We start from the raw sequence: 16,289 nt of genomic DNA on the forward strand, positions 1-16,289 counted from the left end.
GGCCTGCCGCCAGCGTTCAATCTGAGCCATGATCAAACTCTTCAATTAAAAGTTCTAGCTCAATGAATTACTGATGTACTGCTATTTCTAGTTGCACTTCACAAGACATTGAAAAACAATATTTTTTTGTTCTCAACGCTCTGCGAGTGCCCACACAGTTTGCTTGATAAATTGTTAAAGAGCGGTTGACCTTGTTCAGGTCAGGGATGCGTATTCTACGCATTCCGTAATGTTCGTCAAGTGTTTGTTTGAACTTATTTTCTGCTCTCTGCAAACTCTTGTGACCGTGAGCAACTTGCCCCGTGTCAGTGGATGCGCATTATAGGGAAACAGAGATTTGACGCAAGACTTATTTTCACAAAACTAACCAAACGATTAGTTTTAACGCAAAGCGCACTAAATTACGCCAAAGTGGCGACCTTTTGTGCAAACTCAACCAGTGATGGGTAAACAGCGTCTGCTAAGGCTTCACCCTCTTCGGTGATCGCTTTACCGGTTCGCACCAAAGTAAGATGACCAACACCTGCCGCTTGGGCCGCCTGAAGATCAGATACCTTGTCTCCAACCATATAAGAGGCGCCAGCATTAATACCAAGATCATCAATGGCATCAATGAACATACCCGGAGCGGGCTTGCGACAATCGCACACTTGGGTATTCTCGCTACTGCCTTCGCTTGGATGATGCGGGCAAAAGTAGAAACCATCTAGATCTACGCCTCGGTCGCTCAGTGACCAGTCCATCCATTCGGTCAGGCTAATAAAGTCGTCTTCACTAAATAGGCCCCGGGCAATGCCTGACTGATTAGTAATAATAACCAGCTGATAGCCTTTTTCTTTTAGTAATTTCATGGCGTCGATAACACCGTCGATAAAAATGAAATCGTCTCTTTTAGATACATAGCCAGTGTCTTGGTTAATAACACCGTCTCGGTCAAGAAAAATTGCGGCTGTGCTCATTAAAGGTGTCCTGTTGTTGAAGATTGCGTTGAAGATCGAGTTGAAAACCTTTGGTTAAGGCGTGGTAACTGAGGGAATAATATCATAGCTAATGGGCGTTTGAGGCAAGCGTTGCCCACTGCTAATAGCCTGATGAAAGTGGCAAGCCACTTTATGAGCGCCATTATCACTGTCACTCGCCAAAGGCGGTACTTGCTTGGCACATATTTCGCCAACATAACGGCAACGGGTACGAAAGTGGCAACCAGAAGGAGGATTGGCCGGTGACGGCGGTTCTCCTTCTAGCATAATGGGTGCTTGGCGTTGGCGTGGATCAGGCTTTGGAATGGCCGCCAGTAAGGCTTGAGTATAAGGATGCTTTGGCACTTGATAGATCACCTCAGCTGGTGCCAACTCGATAATACGCCCTAAATACATCACCGCAATATGATCCGAAATGTGTTTAACCACAGAGAGATCGTGGGCAATAAAGAGTATCGCCAACTGATATTCTTGTTGCAGCGAGAGTAATAAATTAAGAATTTGCGATTGTACCGACACATCCAGGGCCGACACCGCCTCATCACACACTAATAGCTGAGGTTTTAATGCCATGGCCCGCGCAATGCCAATGCGTTGGCGCTGCCCGCCCGAAAACTCGTGGGGATAACGCCTTAATGCCGACTCGGGCAGCCCCACTCGTGCTAATAACTCTGCCGCCCACTGGCGTCGCTCTTGGCTTGTTCCTAAACGGTGAATAATAAAGGGCTCTTCGAGTATGGCACCTATAGTATGGCGACCATTCAATGATTCTTGAGGATCTTGAAACACCATTTGCATTTGCTGACGTAACGGACGCATTTCTGTTGATGAATAGTGACTGATGTCTTGACCATTAAACACAATACGCCCGCCACTGGGCTCTTGTAATTTAAGTACCGCATGCGCCAGCGTCGATTTACCGCAACCAGACTCCCCCACTAACCCTAACGTTTGCCCAGGAGCTAATTCAAAGCTGACGCCATCTACCGCATATAAAGTGCTACCGCGCCGCAAGAGACCGCCGCCTAGCGTAAAGTGTTGTGCTAACTGCTCGACCTTGAGTAAGCTTGGTGCAACTTTGTTAGATTCAGCGCTCATGGGGTTAACTCCCGCCAGTGATGGCACCACACATTATGCCCCCTTGCCGCCACCGCTTTGTGGGGTTGCTGCTCACATGCCGGCGTCATATAAGCGCAGCGATTGGCGAACCGACAGCCTGTGGGCAGTGCTTCTAATGAAGGGACTTGCCCCTCTATGGTGGCCAGTGGTGTTTTACTGGATTGTTCGAGTCGTGGAATGGCCGACAGTAACCCTTGAGTATAGGGGTGCAGCGGCTGTTCAAATAAGGTGATCACATCGGCTTGCTCGGCGCTGCGCCCAGCGTACATCACCAAGACGTGATCGCAAATTTGCGCCACTACGCCTAAGTCGTGGGTAATAAACAATACCGCCATGCCAGTTTTTTGCTGTAGCGCTTGGATCAGGTGTAAAATTTGCGCTTGAATGGTCACATCCAACGCCGTGGTCGGCTCATCGCAAATCAGTAAGTCTGGCTCACAGGCCAGCGCCATGGCAATCATCACTCGTTGGCGCATGCCGCCCGATAGTTGGTGAGGGTAGGCTTTTAGCCGTGCTTTAGCCTCAGGAATGCCCACTTGCGTGAGCATATCGACGGCGGCTTGTTGCTGTTGGCCTTTATTCATCTCTGGCTGATGCAACTGATACACTTCCATAAGCTGACGCCCCACCGTATGCACGGGGTTTAATGCTGTCATTGGCTCTTGAAAGATCATGGCAATCTTATTGCCTCGCACCTGGTAGCTTTGCTCGGCGGTTAAGCTCAATAAGTCTTGGCCCTGAAACAGAGCCTGCCCTCCAACGACTTCGCCTGCGGGTCTGGGCAATAGCCCCAGCAAGCTAAGCGCGGTAACACTTTTACCGCAGCCTGACTCGCCCACCAAACCTAAGGTTTGCCCTGACGCCAGCGAAAAGCTCACGTCATCCACCACCCGAAACTGCCCATTTTCAGTGGCAAAGCTAACGGCTAAATGCTCAACCTGTAATAAGGGTTCCATGTACTTAACCTCTTGCGGTGCCATTATTGAGCTGTCGTCCGCCAGGTTTCATCTATTTCTAGCTCGGGCTCAAAGCGAGCCTTGCCAGATTTCACTTCTTTTTTAAGCGCCTCATCAATCCAAAATAAGCCACCGGTACTATAGGGCGCGCCCTCCATGGGCCAAAATAAAGAAGGCGAATGGCGCGTACCTTTGGTATCGGGCAGTTTCACATAACGCCAATAAGCTTCACGGGTGTACGGCACCTGATAACCAGGAATAAAGATAGCCAGCTCATCAACTCGGCGCTGTATTTTACGAGACAGCTCGGCCTTATCATCTAAATCCATGGTAATGCGATAATCTGCTATTAGGGTATCGAGTTGCTGGTCACTAATATTAAACAAGTTATTGGTTTGCGGCTTATCAGCGTTAGCAGAATGAAAAAACTCCCAATATTGCGGGTACAGCCCCCCGCCGCCCCAGCCAAGCCAAGCGGCTTGATGCTTTTTCTCAAGCATGGCTTTAAAGCCGGTGGCACCATCCACCAAGTTGAGTTGTAGATCTAGCCCCGCCTTGCGAGCTTCTTCACGCAAAATAGCCAAACGCGAGGTGTGCTCTTGAGTGGTGTAAGTCACCGCCAGGCTCATAGAGTCCCCTGCACCATTACGCAAAATACCGCCGGGACCTTGTTGGTTATAGCCCGCTTGTGCAAACAGCTCTCGCGCACGTTTAATATCAAAGTTGCGTGCTCGAATATCGGGGTCGATAAAGTCACCATAGCCAACACCAAAGGTATTCATGCGTTCATAATCACCACGCAATATAGTGTCTAGCATGCGCTGCATATTAAGGGCGTGGGCTATGCCTTTGCGTACTCGTACATCACTGAGTCTAGGGTGGGCTGTGTTTAGGTGAAAACCTTGGGCACCGTGGGGCATGTCGTTATAAAACCAAATACGATTAATAAGTCCATTGCGATACTCGGGCGTATCGGTTTTATCGTGCCACCATTCAGGGAGCACTAGGCCAAAGGTGTCGATGTTGCCGCGTAAAAAGTGACGGTAGGCAATATTCATATCCCGTACCACATTGAGGCGAATTTCATCGACGTTAAAACGGTGGCGATAGTATTTAAGATCATTCCCCCACCAGTCATCCAGCCGTTTAAAGCTAATAGAGCGCCCGCGCTTTACTTTATCAATAACATAAGCGCCGGTAACCGGGGCTTGCGCCCAGTTATAACGGCGCACCCAGTCGTCAGTTAATTCATAAAAGTGAGCCGGCTGCGGAGCCAACCCTAAGGTATTTAATAATTCCCGTGGGCTTTTTGCGCTCCCCGCCGTCACCGACAAGGTGTGCTTATCGAAGGCGGTGACATCAACAATCTCTTCACTAAAATAGTTGTTATACCAAGGGGCGCGGATCACCTCAGAACGCATCATTTTTAGTGCAAACACAAAGTCTTCACTGGTTACGGGCGTGCCGTCGGACCACTGTGCCGCAGGGTTTAACTTAAAGTACATGGTTTTATCGTCATCCCCAAAGGCCCAGTGCGTTGCCAATGCTGGAATGGGCCGCTCAGTTTCGGGATGTAATGTATAAAGGCCCAGTTGGTTTTCGAGAATAAAAGAGCGAAACGAGGTATTAGAGTCGGGCCCCACGGTGCGAAAAGTTAATGGAAAACTCAACAACCAGCTGTTTAGCACCCCACCCCGCTTGGCATTAGGTGAGGCAAAAATGGGATCTTCATTATTGGTTTGCCACGCCAGCGTTGCGGGTAACTCGGCGGCATAAACGTTGCTTAACATTAGCCAGCCCGCTAAAACAATGCATAGTTTTTTGATCATGGTTTGCATCCCTGCCTATTCATAACGAGAGAAGTGTTTGGGGTCGAATGCCTCACGAATGGCTTCGCCAATAAAAGAGACGGTGATTAATACCAAAGACACCGCCGTGACTACCGAGGCCACTATCCAAGGGGCATCCAAGTGGTTCACCCCTTGGCGCAATAGCTCCCCCCAACTGGGAGTGGGCGGCGCTAGGCCAAAGCCCAAATAATCGAGTGCCGTTAACAGTGAAATATTAGCCACCACCGTAAAGGGCGCCAGCGTCACTATCATCACCATGGTATTGGGCAAAATATGGTGCACAATAATACGCCACGCCCCTGCCCCCTGCGCCCGTGCCGCTAATACATAATCGCGCACTTTTTCTCGATACGTCAGGGTGCGCATATACCAGGTAATACCCATCCAGCCAAACAACACATTAATGCCAACAAACAGCATAAAATTGGGCTGGGTTAAGGACACTAAAATCATGATCACATATAAAAACGGCACCTGAGACCAAACTTCAATAAAGCGCTGAAAAAACAGGTCAAATTTGCCGCCCATAAACCCCATCATACAGCCAAGTAACACGCCAATGGTATAGCTGGCAGTTAAGGCGATAAAAGCAAAGCCTACCGCGGTGCGAAACCCATAGACCAAGCGCGCCAAAATATCGCGCCCCGAGCTATCGGTCCCCAAATAATGTTGCTGACTGATGCTAGGAGCAGTAGGCGGAAAGCCCTGATTACTGTAATCCTGTTCAAAGGGGCTCCAAGGAACAATGGGCAGTAATACCCAATTGTGCGCCTTGGTGGATGAATGGCGAGCTTGCTCGGCAAAGTGAGCTTTTAGCTCGCGATAGTTAGTTTCATATTGATATTCTAAGCCAAAGGTATCGCCGGTGATCACTGCACCATAGGTAGGAAAATGCAACTGGCCATCATATTTAACAATTAAAGCACGGTTATTGGCCCATAGTTCAGCGGTCAGCGCCAGCACCACCATCAACATAAACAACAAGAAGGCATAGTAGCCGCGACGAATACTGCGAAAGCGGCGCAGCTTTTTATGCGTTAGATCAGAAAAGAGTCTAGCCATCAAAACGCACCCTAGGGTCGACTATCGCCACACAAATGTCCGATAAGATATTACCCACTAACATCATGATGGAGGTAACCGCCAAAATGCCCATTACTACCGGATAATCTCGCTCCACTATGGCTTCATACCCCAGCAAACCTAAACCGTCGATATTAAAGATCACTTCGATTAAAAAAGAGCCGGCAAAAAACACCGAAATCACATTACCAAAGTGACTCGCGATGGGGATCATACTGTTACGCAGCGCATGGCGTGTAACCGCCTTATTAAAGGGCAACCCCTTAGCCACAGCAGTGCGAACATAGTCTGCCGACAGGTTTTCCATTAGGCTGTTTTTCATGGTCATGGTGAGTACCGCAAAGTCACCAATGGCGTAAGCGATTAATGGCAAAAAGGCATGATGGAAGAGGTTGAGGGTTTTTGGCCAAAAACCTTCCAGGTAATAAAAGTCATCGCCCACAAAGCCCCCCATAGGAAACCAATCCAGCTGAAAGGCAAATACCGTTAGTAGAAAAATACCCACCACATAAGCCGGTAGCGCATAACCGGCATAAATGAGCATGGAGCTAATACTGTCAAAACGGCTGTTGTGTTTAACGGCTTTAAGAATACCGAGCGGAATAGACACCAAATAGCTCAAGATAAAGGTGCTAATGCCAAAGAACGCAGACACCGGCAGCCGCTCTTTAATCAGCTCCCATACCGGTAAGTAATAGCGGGTAGAGTCGCCTAAATCGAGCCGAACTAATTTACCCAGCCACTCCCAATAGGCGGTAAATACCGGCTTATCTAAACCATAAAACGCTTTAAGCTCGTCTATTTGATCTGATGATAATACTTGGCTGCCACGCGAGCTTTGGCTAAATTCGCTGCTGGCCATTTGACTTTCCATGAGCATGCGCTCAACCGGCCCGCCGGGTACAAAGCGAGTAATGGCAAAGACCACCAAAGTAATACCTAAAAAGGTGGGAATTAGCAGTAATAAGCGACGCAGAAAATACTGGCCCATGGCTTTCCTTAAATTCAGTCCTTGAATAACACAACAAAGCTGTTTGCACACTATCCCAAGTGCCGACTAATAAGCAAGATAGAGGCCCAGCGCGCACGCTGGGCAGAGTTGATAAACTTTACGTTGACTCAGCCATCTGGACGGCTTAGCATTCTCTGCTATTAGTCATGTTCGCATGACTTGTATCTACACTGCCCTGTTAAGGTAGTGGATAACCATATCGCAAAGGCTCATCCTCCGATGATCAAGCTAACCAATATCAGTAAACGCTACGGTGAAGGCGAATTTGCCGTTCATGCCGTACGTAATATTAATTTAGAGGTCGCCTCTGGCCATATTATGGGCGTTATTGGCGAGTCGGGTGCGGGTAAAAGCACCCTGATCCGCTGTGTTAATATGCTAGAGCGCCCAACAGAGGGGGCCGTTATTGTTGATGGCCAAGACCTCACTCTGCTCAATAATAGCCAACTTCCCGCGGCACGTCGCAATATAGGTATGATTTTTCAGCATTTTAATTTGCTGTCCTCTCGTACCGTGTTCGCTAATATCGCTCTGCCTCTTGAGCTGGCCGGCATGAACAAAGCCGCCATAAAACAGCGCGTGAATGAATTATTAGCCTTAGTGGGACTAAGCCACCGTGGTGATGCCTATCCTAACGCATTATCTGGCGGGCAAAAGCAGCGAGTGGCCATTGCGCGCGCCTTGGCACCTAACCCTAAGGTATTGCTGTGTGACGAGGCCACTTCGGCATTAGACCCGCAAACCACCCAACAAATTTTAACGCTCCTTAAAGATATTAATCGCCAGCTGGGATTAACCATATTGTTAATTACCCACGAAATGCAGGTGGTTAAAAGTATCTGCGACAAGGTGGCTATTATTAACGACGGTGAACTCGTCGAACAAGGGAATGTAGCCTGGTTTTTTGCCAATGCCAAAACAGAACTCGCGCGGCGTTTTATTGCCTCCACTATTAACTTAGAGATCCCTGAGGAATATCAGCAACGCTTAGTCGCCGAGCCCATAGCAGGCGCCTTGCCCTTGGTGCGGTTAGGCTTTAGTGGTGAGACCGTAGATAGCCCCTTAATTTCGATTTTAAGCCGCGAGCTTAATGTGGATGTCAGCATTCTTAGCGCCGACATGGAATATGCTGGTGGGGTTAAGTTTGGCTTTATGCTGGCCGAGCTTGAAGGTGCGCCCACACAAACCCAAGCCGCATTGGCTTATTTGCAAGATCACAAAATTCAAGTAGAGGTACTGGGTTATGTCCGACGCCATGATTAATTTGCTGTTATCGGCAACATGGGAAACCCTGATCATGACCTTTGGTTCAGGCATAATAGCCTGCGTGCTCGGTATCCCTTTGGGGATTGCCTTGCATGTGAGTAAGCCTGGACAGATTTGGGAAAACCGCGTTTTTAATAAAATATTAGGCTCAGTAATCAATATTGGCCGCTCTATTCCTTTTATTATCTTGTTAGTGGCCATTATTCCCTTTACCCGCTTCGTGGTAGGGACCAGTATTGGTACCCTTGCCGCCGTAGTACCGCTAACGGTTGCCGCCATTCCCTTTGTGGCTCGACTGATGGAAGGCGCCCTGATGGAGGTGCCCGCAGGCTTAGTTGAAGCGGCACAGGCCATGGGCGCCAAACGCCTACAAATTGTTTCTAAGGTTTTATTACCCGAAGCCCTACCCGGTATGTTAAACGGCATCATTATTACCCTGGTCACCTTGGTGAACTATTCAGCCATGGCCGGAGCCATTGGTGGCGGTGGTTTAGGGGATGTCGGTATTCGTTATGGTTATCAGCGTTTCGATCCACAAGTGATGCTGATTACGGTAGTGTTGTTAGTGATATTGGTACAAGTCATTCAAAGTGTTGGCGAGCGTTTAGTCGCTTATGTAGATAATCGTTAATTAAAAAGGAAGTTATTTATGAAACTGGGTTTTAAAGCATTCACCACCGCCAGTGTACTGGCACTTGCCTTAGCCGGTTGCGGTGAGCAAGCAACAGATACCGCCGCATCAGAAAAAGCGGAGCCGCTTAAGCCACTGCGCGTAGGGGTTATTTCTGGGGCCGAAGAACAAGTCACAGAAGTGGCAGTTAAGGTGGCAAAAGAGCAATATAATCTAGATGTTGAACTAGTGGCGTTTAGTGACTATGTGACACCTAACGTGGCATTAAGCGATGGCAGCCTAGATATTAATGCCTTTCAGCACCAGCCTTATCTTGATAAGCAAATTGCTGATCGCGGTTATGAGTTAGTACCTGTGGGTAAAACCTTTGTTTATCCTATTGCAGCGTATTCAAAAGAGATTGCGTCTTTGGATGAGCTAGAAGCGGGCGCTAACGTCGCTGTGCCTAACGATCCAACTAACTTAGGCCGTACTTTGTTGTTGCTAGAGCAGCAAGGTCTTATTGAAGTGGACGCAGACGCAGGTTTGGCGGCAACGCCATTGGATATTACCGCTAACCCAAAAGATCTTAAGATTATTGAGTTAGAAGCACCACAGCTGCCGCGTTCATTAGATGATGTGACTTTTGCGGTGATCAACACCACTTATGCGTCACAAATTGATTTATTACCGGGTCGCGATAGCTTATTTGTAGAAGACAAAGACTCACCCTACACCAACTTGATTGTGGCACGTAAAGACAACCAAGATGATGAGCGCATTCAAGACTTTGTAAAGGCGTTTCAAAGTGAAGAAGTCTATGAAGCGGCCTTAGAGCTATTTAAAGGCGGTGTGGTTAAAGGCTGGTAAGCCCTTCGGGCAGCCATAAGCGGTCAGTTTAAACAAAAAGACAAACGGCGGCGTAGGCCAACCAATAACAATATCGATTAAGGTCACGGCTTGCCGTGACCTTTTTTATTGAGGCTGTCATAATTATTCCTGTTTCTCACATTTTAGAGGTCTTGCATGCAAAAGTGGTATTTAGCGCATTGTCGCCCCCGAGAGGAAGAGCGGGCACTGCAAAACCTGAGCAACCAAAATATAGAAGCCTTTTATCCTTATGCCGAGGTTAAAAAGCTGTACCGCCGTAAGCTAGTTACCCGTACTGAAGCGTTATTTCCGGGCTATATCTTTATTAAAGCCGATTTAAACGTGACCAGTGCCAGCACCATAGGCTCAACGCGCGGCGTACGTCATTTAGTTCGCTTTGGTGCGGGCCCCTGTGAAGTACCCACAGAGGTAGTGATAGAGCTGATGCATCATTGCGATAGCGATGAGCTAAGGGATAAGTTAACGGATCTTCCCCAAAAGGGTGACAGCGTTCGTATAGAAACCGGCCCTTTTGCGGGCCTAGAAGCCATTTATCAAGAAGCCGACGGTGAAACTCGTGCCATTTTGCTGCTCACTCTATTGCAAAACGCCACCCCCACCAGCTTTGCCAACGATGAGTTTTCCAGAGTCCCAAAAACGTAAAAACACGGCGGCAGCCTGTAAGCTGAACAAAAGGCGCATTACTGGTGCTCTATTACCATCACTTTATGATGTTGTAATGGCTGGTAATGATCGTAGCGGCTTGTGTCGGTGAGGCTCTGCCACCATTGTGTGGGAGAAACGCCCAGAGGTAGCTCAACCCCTAAGCTGATTTTAGATTCAAACTTATCTTTGCTATTACTCAGCAACGCGCTTTTCAATGTCAGCACCTGCCAAGGAGAATAATTAAGTGACCATTGGCGGGACAGGGGAGCTTTGTATTTATCGCCACTGCCATATAAATCAAGTTGACTGCCCTGCCATTGATAATATTCTCCTGAAATACTTAAGCCCGGCACCCACCCCAAACGCCCTTCACCAAATAATAATTGCCCAGCCGCTGGGCGCTCTTGTCGTCCGGCTTGTTGCTGCCAGTCAGATAATGGCTGGTATTGCCCTGCTCCTAGCGTCCAATCTGGATGCTCTAGAAATAACAATAAACCACCTCTTTGGTGATCTTGGCCGGCTTGATAATCCAGAATAGGTTCAACATGGCCGCTAATTCTGTGCGTTAACGGCTGCTCAAAGTGTAGGCCGGCTTGATAGGTTAACCGATCATCTCGATAATCTACCCCCAACTCACCTTGCCAGTTCCGCCGCACAGGAAGTGCTAGACGACTGCGTAATTGAGGGTCTTTATCAAATAATGGCAGTTGATAATCCCAGCTCCAAGATTCTGGGCTTAGCCATAACAAAGAGCTTAGCTGACGAGAGCCAAACGACAGCGTGCTGTCTGCAATATGACTACTTTGCTGCTCCACAAACTTATCTATGTTGTTGAGTGCTGCTGCTTTAGCCGCAGAGGCTAAGGTGAATAATACTTTATCGGCCTTGGGGGCTGACGTCGGATCGGGGCGACCTAATTGTGGCAAAGCAGAGGCTTGGGGCTGAGACTGAGCCCGACTTGGAGCCGTCTTGGTTGTCGCCTTGGTTATAGCCTTTGTTATCACGGGGGGAGTGGCTGGTTGCACTTGAGTCAGTTGCTGAGGGCTAGCTACATCGGCATGGTTTGGCACCCACACCCAGTCACCGGCGGCTAACGGCACCAAAAAACGCTGAGGGTTAAAATCATGGCGCAGCTCACGCTCACTTAAGCCATAATGCTCGGCCAATAAGCGCCATGTCTCGCCCTCTTTCACCTGATGCATGGCGACTAAAGGCATAGCCGCCCACGCGCTCGACGCGAGCAAGCCAATACTCAATATTTGTAATAAGAGAAATAAGCCTAAGCTGCTGGTCATATTTAAGGTTGTCAGTCCTTATGCAGAGTAAAGAGAAAACATGGGAAGCCATACGCTGTATGCCCTAGGGTCAATGGCAGCTGATAGCCTGCCACTTCATCACATCTTTTTGTTGATGTTTGGGTAAAAGTCAGCCAGAGCGCACTGCTCCGCTCGACTCGCCGCTGGGCTAGCCACCTTTGCTGGGTAATGGCTGCAAATATTCACAGGATATTTGGTCCATCACCCAGCAAAGGTACACGGCAGCAAGCTGCCCCATACGGGCTCCGCCGCGCCATCTGACCGCCAAGGATGGCGGAAATGCAGAAATGGCAGGAGCATTTTTCTGCCCTGGCGCGGAGGGTCGACGGAGCAGACACCCTCTGCCTTCCCATTAGCACCGAGTTGACTATTACTGCAAACAGCCGGCACCAAAACATGAAGAAGAGACGGGAGGCATTGTCGTAGCCAACCGTCAAATGCCAGGGACGGCATTTGACGAGCGCCGCAGGGATGCGGATTAAGCGAGTTGGCGCAGGCAAGCCTGCTGGCTCTTCATACACTATGGCACTTTACACATTTGTGACTAAGTGACAGGCTGATAGCATACGGCTTATAGCGGCCTTTCACATATTTATCCCTGAAAACCGCATAATAAACGATATTCTTCTAATATATAGGTGTCAGTCATGCCGCTCACAAAATCGAGTAATAAGCGCACTCTAAAGTACCACTCTCGCTCTGTAGCGTCTTCAAATAAGGCAGTCTGACGACTATCTCGCTGATAAGCGGCTAAATGACGGGGCGGCAACCTGTGGTATAAACGGCGCAATACTAAGCTTTCCGCATCTTGGCGGCTGTCTAACCGAGCAAACTCCTGCGCGGGCAAGGCTAACAAGGGGGCAAAGGCTTCCAATACTCCTTTTAGTGCAGCAAACCCCGACAGCTCTAGGGCCTCAACTTCACGGCGATTAAACACCTGACGGCGCGCAAAATCTTTAAGCCATTGCAGCGCTTGGGCAGGTGCCTGCTCAACCGCCAGTAAGGGTTCATTATGCTGACCGGCTAAAATAGCCTGATGATGCGCTAAATACTGCTGACTCACCAGCCGCTGTAAGTCATCATTAAGCTGCTGTCGAAAACGGCTAAAAAAGTCAGGATCCCCTACCTTAGCTTGCTGCCAGCAAGTTTTAAGGTAGTCATTCCCTTCCCCTAATACCGCAAGCTCCAGCTCTGCAAGACTGAGTACGCCACGATCAATCGCATCTTCTAAGTCAGCAACGCCATAGGCCATATCGTCAGCGGCTTCCATTAAAAAAGTGAGGGGGTAACGGCCGCGTACCGTGGTAGGAAACAGCGCTCTCATCTGTTGAATAAGGGGACGTTCGCTAAAATAATGGCCAGGTTTTTGTTGCCAAGGCGCCTGACTTTGTCGTTGGTAGGCGCCACGCACGTATTTTTGTAATGCCGCAAGCTGGCTTAGGGTAAGATTTAACCCCTGCAAGCTATGTAATAATCGCAGGCTTTGAGCATTACCTTCAAACTGCTGCAAGTCGGTAATCAACATAGGCCACTGGCGTGAACCTTTACCGACCGCCTGCTTAAATAAACGGGGCAATCGCGTGCGTAGCCAGTCAATCATGACCGCTTCACCAAAATGACCAAAAGGCGGGTTCCCCACATCATGCAATAGGCAAGACATTTCAACTAGGCTGACAAAAGCTTGCTGATCGACATCAAAGCCTTGCTCTTCTCTCAACTCAGTTAACACCATTAGCGCTAGCTGACGACCAATTTCTTTTACTTCTAATGAGTGCGTTAACCGGCTGCGTACCGAGGCTTTAACATCAAGTGGAAATACCTGCGTTTTTTGTTGTAAGCGCCGCACCGGTGAGCACTGTACAATACGATTACGATCCACTTCTATGGCACTTAGTTCCGTCTCAATCTTGTTCGGCGTACTTAGACGATCACTGACAATAAAGTGCTGATAATCACTCATACTCTGCTCTCTAACCAACGCCGTAGCACGGCTAAGTCATGAGGTAGATACTCATTAAGTGTCACCACCCAGCCCTCTAACTGCAGCCACCAGTCGGCAATATCAGGGCTTTGAATCTGTTGCGCTAGCTGTTGCGCTCGCTTTAAGCCGACCGATCCTGCAGCACCTTTAATTTTATGCGCTTCTTCAACAATGCGGCTTTGTTCTTTATCGGCCACAAAGCCGTTTAATCGCGTCAAATAATCGCCGGCCATGTTATCGAGCATATCAACACTTGAGAGCAAAATAGCTGCGCCTACGGTATCTACATAGTCAGTTAAAAAGACCGTATCTAATATTATCTCTTCATCTGTTTGCACGGTTGCAGGAGCCTCTGTCTCAGCAGTGCGCTTAGTCTTGAGTGCAAGGTTAGTCTCTGGGTCAACCGTGAGGGTGCGACGGGCTTGTTTAAGCGGCCTGTGTGTAAAAAAGCGAGCCAATACGCCTTTTATCGCTTTAGAAGACAAGGGCTTACTAATCGCATCGTCCATACCTTTAGCTAGGTATGCTTGCTTATCGCTGATCAGATTTGCGGTCAGAGCGACCAAAGGCGGCAGTTGTTTCGCTTTTTCTTTGGCTTCTTGGCGCAAATGGGCAGCGATATCAAAGCCGGTCATATCTGGTAACTGAATATCAAGAAAGACGAGATCAAAGTCCACCTGAGCCAATAGCGCCAAGGCTTCTTTGCCATCACGTGCAACCGCCACCTTATGACCTAGCTTCTCTAATAAGGCACAGGCCACAGTGACATTTAACTCTACATCTTCTACTAGCAAGATAGATAAAGTCGGTAAATGAGCAACGACAGGATCTTCCACTGGCGCTGTAGCACGCAGTGCATTAATAGTGACACTGAAGCACGCGCCTTCATTGGGTTCACTGTCTAATTCAATGGTGCCGTGCATTGCGTCTACTAATTGCTTTGATACCGCAAGTCCAATGCCGGTTCCGGTGGCGTATTTATTACCCTCCACCTGAAAGTAGAGTGAGAAAATGTCTTTTTGTAGATGCTGAGGAATACCAATGCCGGTATCTTCAATATCAAACCTGAGTGTGACTTCCCCTGGGGATAGCTCATCGGCCATGCAACGAATGGTGACGCCACCAGCGTCGGTAAATTTCACCGCATTGCCCACTAGGTTCCAAAGTACTTGGCGCAAACGGGTGCCATCAGCCAAGATCCAGTCGGGAATATCACCGTCGCGATCAAAATGTAGATAGAGGCCTTTTTGTTCAGCTTGTAATCGGGTTAAAGTTTCTAAGTCATCTAAAAATCCCGGAAAGTCCATGGGTTCTGGGGCCAGTTCTAACCGGCTGCGATCTAACTTATCAAGGTCGATAATATCGTTAAAAATATTGCCTAAGGTCACGGCACTAAAATGAATGGTTTTTATATGCTGCTGCTGATCTTTATCAAGCCGAGTCGCTAATAAAATACGACTTAAGCCCACAATACCATTTAAGGGAGTGCGCAACTCATGGCTAATGGTTGAGATAAAAGTGGTTTTATCGCGACTGGCTTTTTCTAACTCTTCTTGGTAGCGCTTACGCTCTGTAATATCTCGGCCAAAACCGAGCAAGCCTAAACGCTGGCCGCTGCGATCAAAAAATGGCACTTTACGCAGTTCAAAGCAGGCATCGCGCCCATCAGGATATTGCAACCATTGCTCATAAGTCTGGCTTTCGTTACGACCAAACACCTCTTTATCGGTTTCTACTACTTTTTCTGCCACATCAGCAGAATAAACATCAAAAGGCGTTAAACCAATTAACTCACTCTCTTGTTTCCCCAGTAGCTTTTCCATGGCGCGATTACAGCCAGAAAACTCTTCTCGCTCGTTACGGTAATACACTAAGTCAGGCGAGGTATCGATAAAGGATCGCAATAGTGCCATGCGCTCTTGTGACTCCATTTGCGCTTTTTCGCGCTGGTATACTTCCGCCTCTAAATCTTCAATTGCCTGCTGGCGTGCGGTTTCCGCTTTGTGCGTTTCTTCTATTTGGCAATTCAGCTGTTCTATTTTTTCTTGTAGCTCGTTATTAAGATCCAGATCGCGCTCGCGCATTTGTTGTAATCGCTGCACTAAGCGACTTAAACGTTGCCGTGAGTCTTCTAGCTGATCCACCACTACCGATAAAAAATACACCGCCCAAGGGGTGACTAATAAGCCAAAAAAAACTGAACGCACCATATCAACGAGTTCAAAGGTGCCGCGCAAAAATAGCGTCACGCCCACCTGAATAAAAATAGCCAGTAGGATAATGCAGGCCGCAAGTAACATACTAAAACGTACTATGCCCAACTTAGTCATTAAGTCGACATAATACTGGGCCCAAGTTTTGATGGGTTTCATGTCTTTTTCCGTCCATTAGATAGAAGAAACAGCATACCGATTTCGCGCTTTGAAAACCAAGGTTTAGCGCATAAGAACCACATAATCCGCGTCATCAGCAAGCATACAAAAGAGCAATACGGTTACATATAAAGCCAATAATCAATGATCGGCCTTTAGATACTATAATGATAAACTAGCTTTAATTTTCATCAGCAGAGTATTTATT

At 48.2% G+C, this 16,289-nt stretch carries 13 protein-coding genes; 4 read left to right on the plus strand and 9 right to left on the minus strand.

What is annotated here, in order from left to right; genetic code table 11:
* Positions 1-401 precede the first annotated feature (401 nt).
* From gmhB to J3U76_RS12050, 6 genes are read right to left on the minus strand one after another with little or no spacing between them, the layout of a single operon-like run.
* Positions 402-959, minus strand: a complete 558-nt coding sequence (gene gmhB, locus J3U76_RS12025; protein ID WP_208006226.1) for a D-glycero-beta-D-manno-heptose 1,7-bisphosphate 7-phosphatase — start codon at positions 957-959, stop codon at positions 402-404.
* A 54-nt stretch (positions 960-1,013) separates the two neighbouring features.
* Positions 1,014-2,078 carry an ABC transporter ATP-binding protein gene (locus J3U76_RS12030; RefSeq protein ID WP_208006227.1) on the minus strand — a complete coding sequence of 355 codons (1,065 nt, stop codon included), beginning with the start codon at positions 2,076-2,078 and terminating at the stop codon, positions 1,014-1,016.
* Entirely contained in the window at positions 2,075-3,055 is a 981-nt protein-coding gene (locus J3U76_RS12035) for an ABC transporter ATP-binding protein (protein WP_208006228.1), read from the minus strand. Before J3U76_RS12035 ends, J3U76_RS12030 begins: the two co-directional genes overlap by 4 nt.
* 23 nt (positions 3,056-3,078) lie before the next feature.
* Positions 3,079-4,884 carry an extracellular solute-binding protein gene (locus J3U76_RS12040; RefSeq protein ID WP_243454236.1) on the minus strand — a complete coding sequence of 602 codons (1,806 nt, stop codon included), beginning with the start codon at positions 4,882-4,884 and terminating at the stop codon, positions 3,079-3,081.
* A 15-nt stretch (positions 4,885-4,899) separates the two neighbouring features.
* Complete coding sequence (locus J3U76_RS12045) at positions 4,900-5,967, minus strand: ABC transporter permease (RefSeq protein ID WP_208006230.1); 1,068 nt, start codon at positions 5,965-5,967, stop codon at positions 4,900-4,902.
* Positions 5,960-6,979 carry an ABC transporter permease subunit gene (locus J3U76_RS12050; RefSeq protein WP_208006231.1) on the minus strand — a complete coding sequence of 340 codons (1,020 nt, stop codon included), beginning with the start codon at positions 6,977-6,979 and terminating at the stop codon, positions 5,960-5,962. Before J3U76_RS12050 ends, J3U76_RS12045 begins: the two co-directional genes overlap by 8 nt.
* A gap of 240 nt (positions 6,980-7,219) precedes the next feature.
* Here J3U76_RS12050 and metN point away from each other — a divergent pair, with 240 nt between their 5' ends.
* From metN to rfaH, 4 genes are all read left to right on the plus strand, one after another.
* Positions 7,220-8,263 carry a methionine ABC transporter ATP-binding protein MetN gene (gene metN, locus J3U76_RS12055; protein ID WP_208006232.1) on the plus strand — a complete coding sequence of 348 codons (1,044 nt, stop codon included), beginning with the start codon at positions 7,220-7,222 and terminating at the stop codon, positions 8,261-8,263.
* Positions 8,244-8,897, plus strand: coding sequence for a methionine ABC transporter permease (locus J3U76_RS12060; RefSeq protein ID WP_208006233.1), 654 nt, complete (start codon positions 8,244-8,246; stop codon positions 8,895-8,897). Before metN ends, J3U76_RS12060 begins: the two co-directional genes overlap by 20 nt.
* 18 nt (positions 8,898-8,915) lie before the next feature.
* On the plus strand, positions 8,916-9,746 hold the full coding sequence (metQ, locus tag J3U76_RS12065) for a methionine ABC transporter substrate-binding lipoprotein MetQ (RefSeq protein ID WP_208006234.1): 831 nt from the start codon (positions 8,916-8,918) through the stop codon (positions 9,744-9,746).
* 156 nt (positions 9,747-9,902) lie between these two features.
* Positions 9,903-10,409: a transcription/translation regulatory transformer protein RfaH gene (gene rfaH, locus J3U76_RS12070; RefSeq protein WP_208006235.1), complete on the plus strand. Its 507-nt coding sequence runs from the start codon at positions 9,903-9,905 to the stop codon at positions 10,407-10,409.
* A 38-nt stretch (positions 10,410-10,447) separates the two neighbouring features.
* Here the strand turns inward: rfaH and J3U76_RS12075 are convergent, their stop codons facing one another.
* The 3 genes from J3U76_RS12075 to arcB all read right to left on the minus strand — a co-directional run bounded on the left by J3U76_RS12075 (position 10,448) and on the right by arcB (position 16,081).
* On the minus strand, positions 10,448-11,707 hold the full coding sequence (locus J3U76_RS12075; protein WP_208006236.1) for an inverse autotransporter beta domain-containing protein: 1,260 nt from the start codon (positions 11,705-11,707) through the stop codon (positions 10,448-10,450).
* Between the two features lie 613 nt (positions 11,708-12,320).
* Positions 12,321-13,688, minus strand: a complete 1,368-nt coding sequence (gene dgt / locus J3U76_RS12080; protein WP_208006237.1) for a dGTPase — start codon at positions 13,686-13,688, stop codon at positions 12,321-12,323.
* A complete protein-coding gene (gene arcB, locus J3U76_RS12085) occupies positions 13,685-16,081 on the minus strand; it encodes an aerobic respiration two-component sensor histidine kinase ArcB (RefSeq protein ID WP_208006238.1) in 2,397 nt (798 codons plus the stop codon). Before arcB ends, dgt begins: the two co-directional genes overlap by 4 nt.
* Positions 16,082-16,289: the final 208 nt, after the last annotated feature.

It is taken from the genome of Oceanisphaera pacifica (assembly GCF_017498065.1).
In the GTDB taxonomy this organism is placed as follows: Bacteria; Pseudomonadota; Gammaproteobacteria; order Enterobacterales; family Aeromonadaceae; genus Oceanimonas; species Oceanimonas pacifica.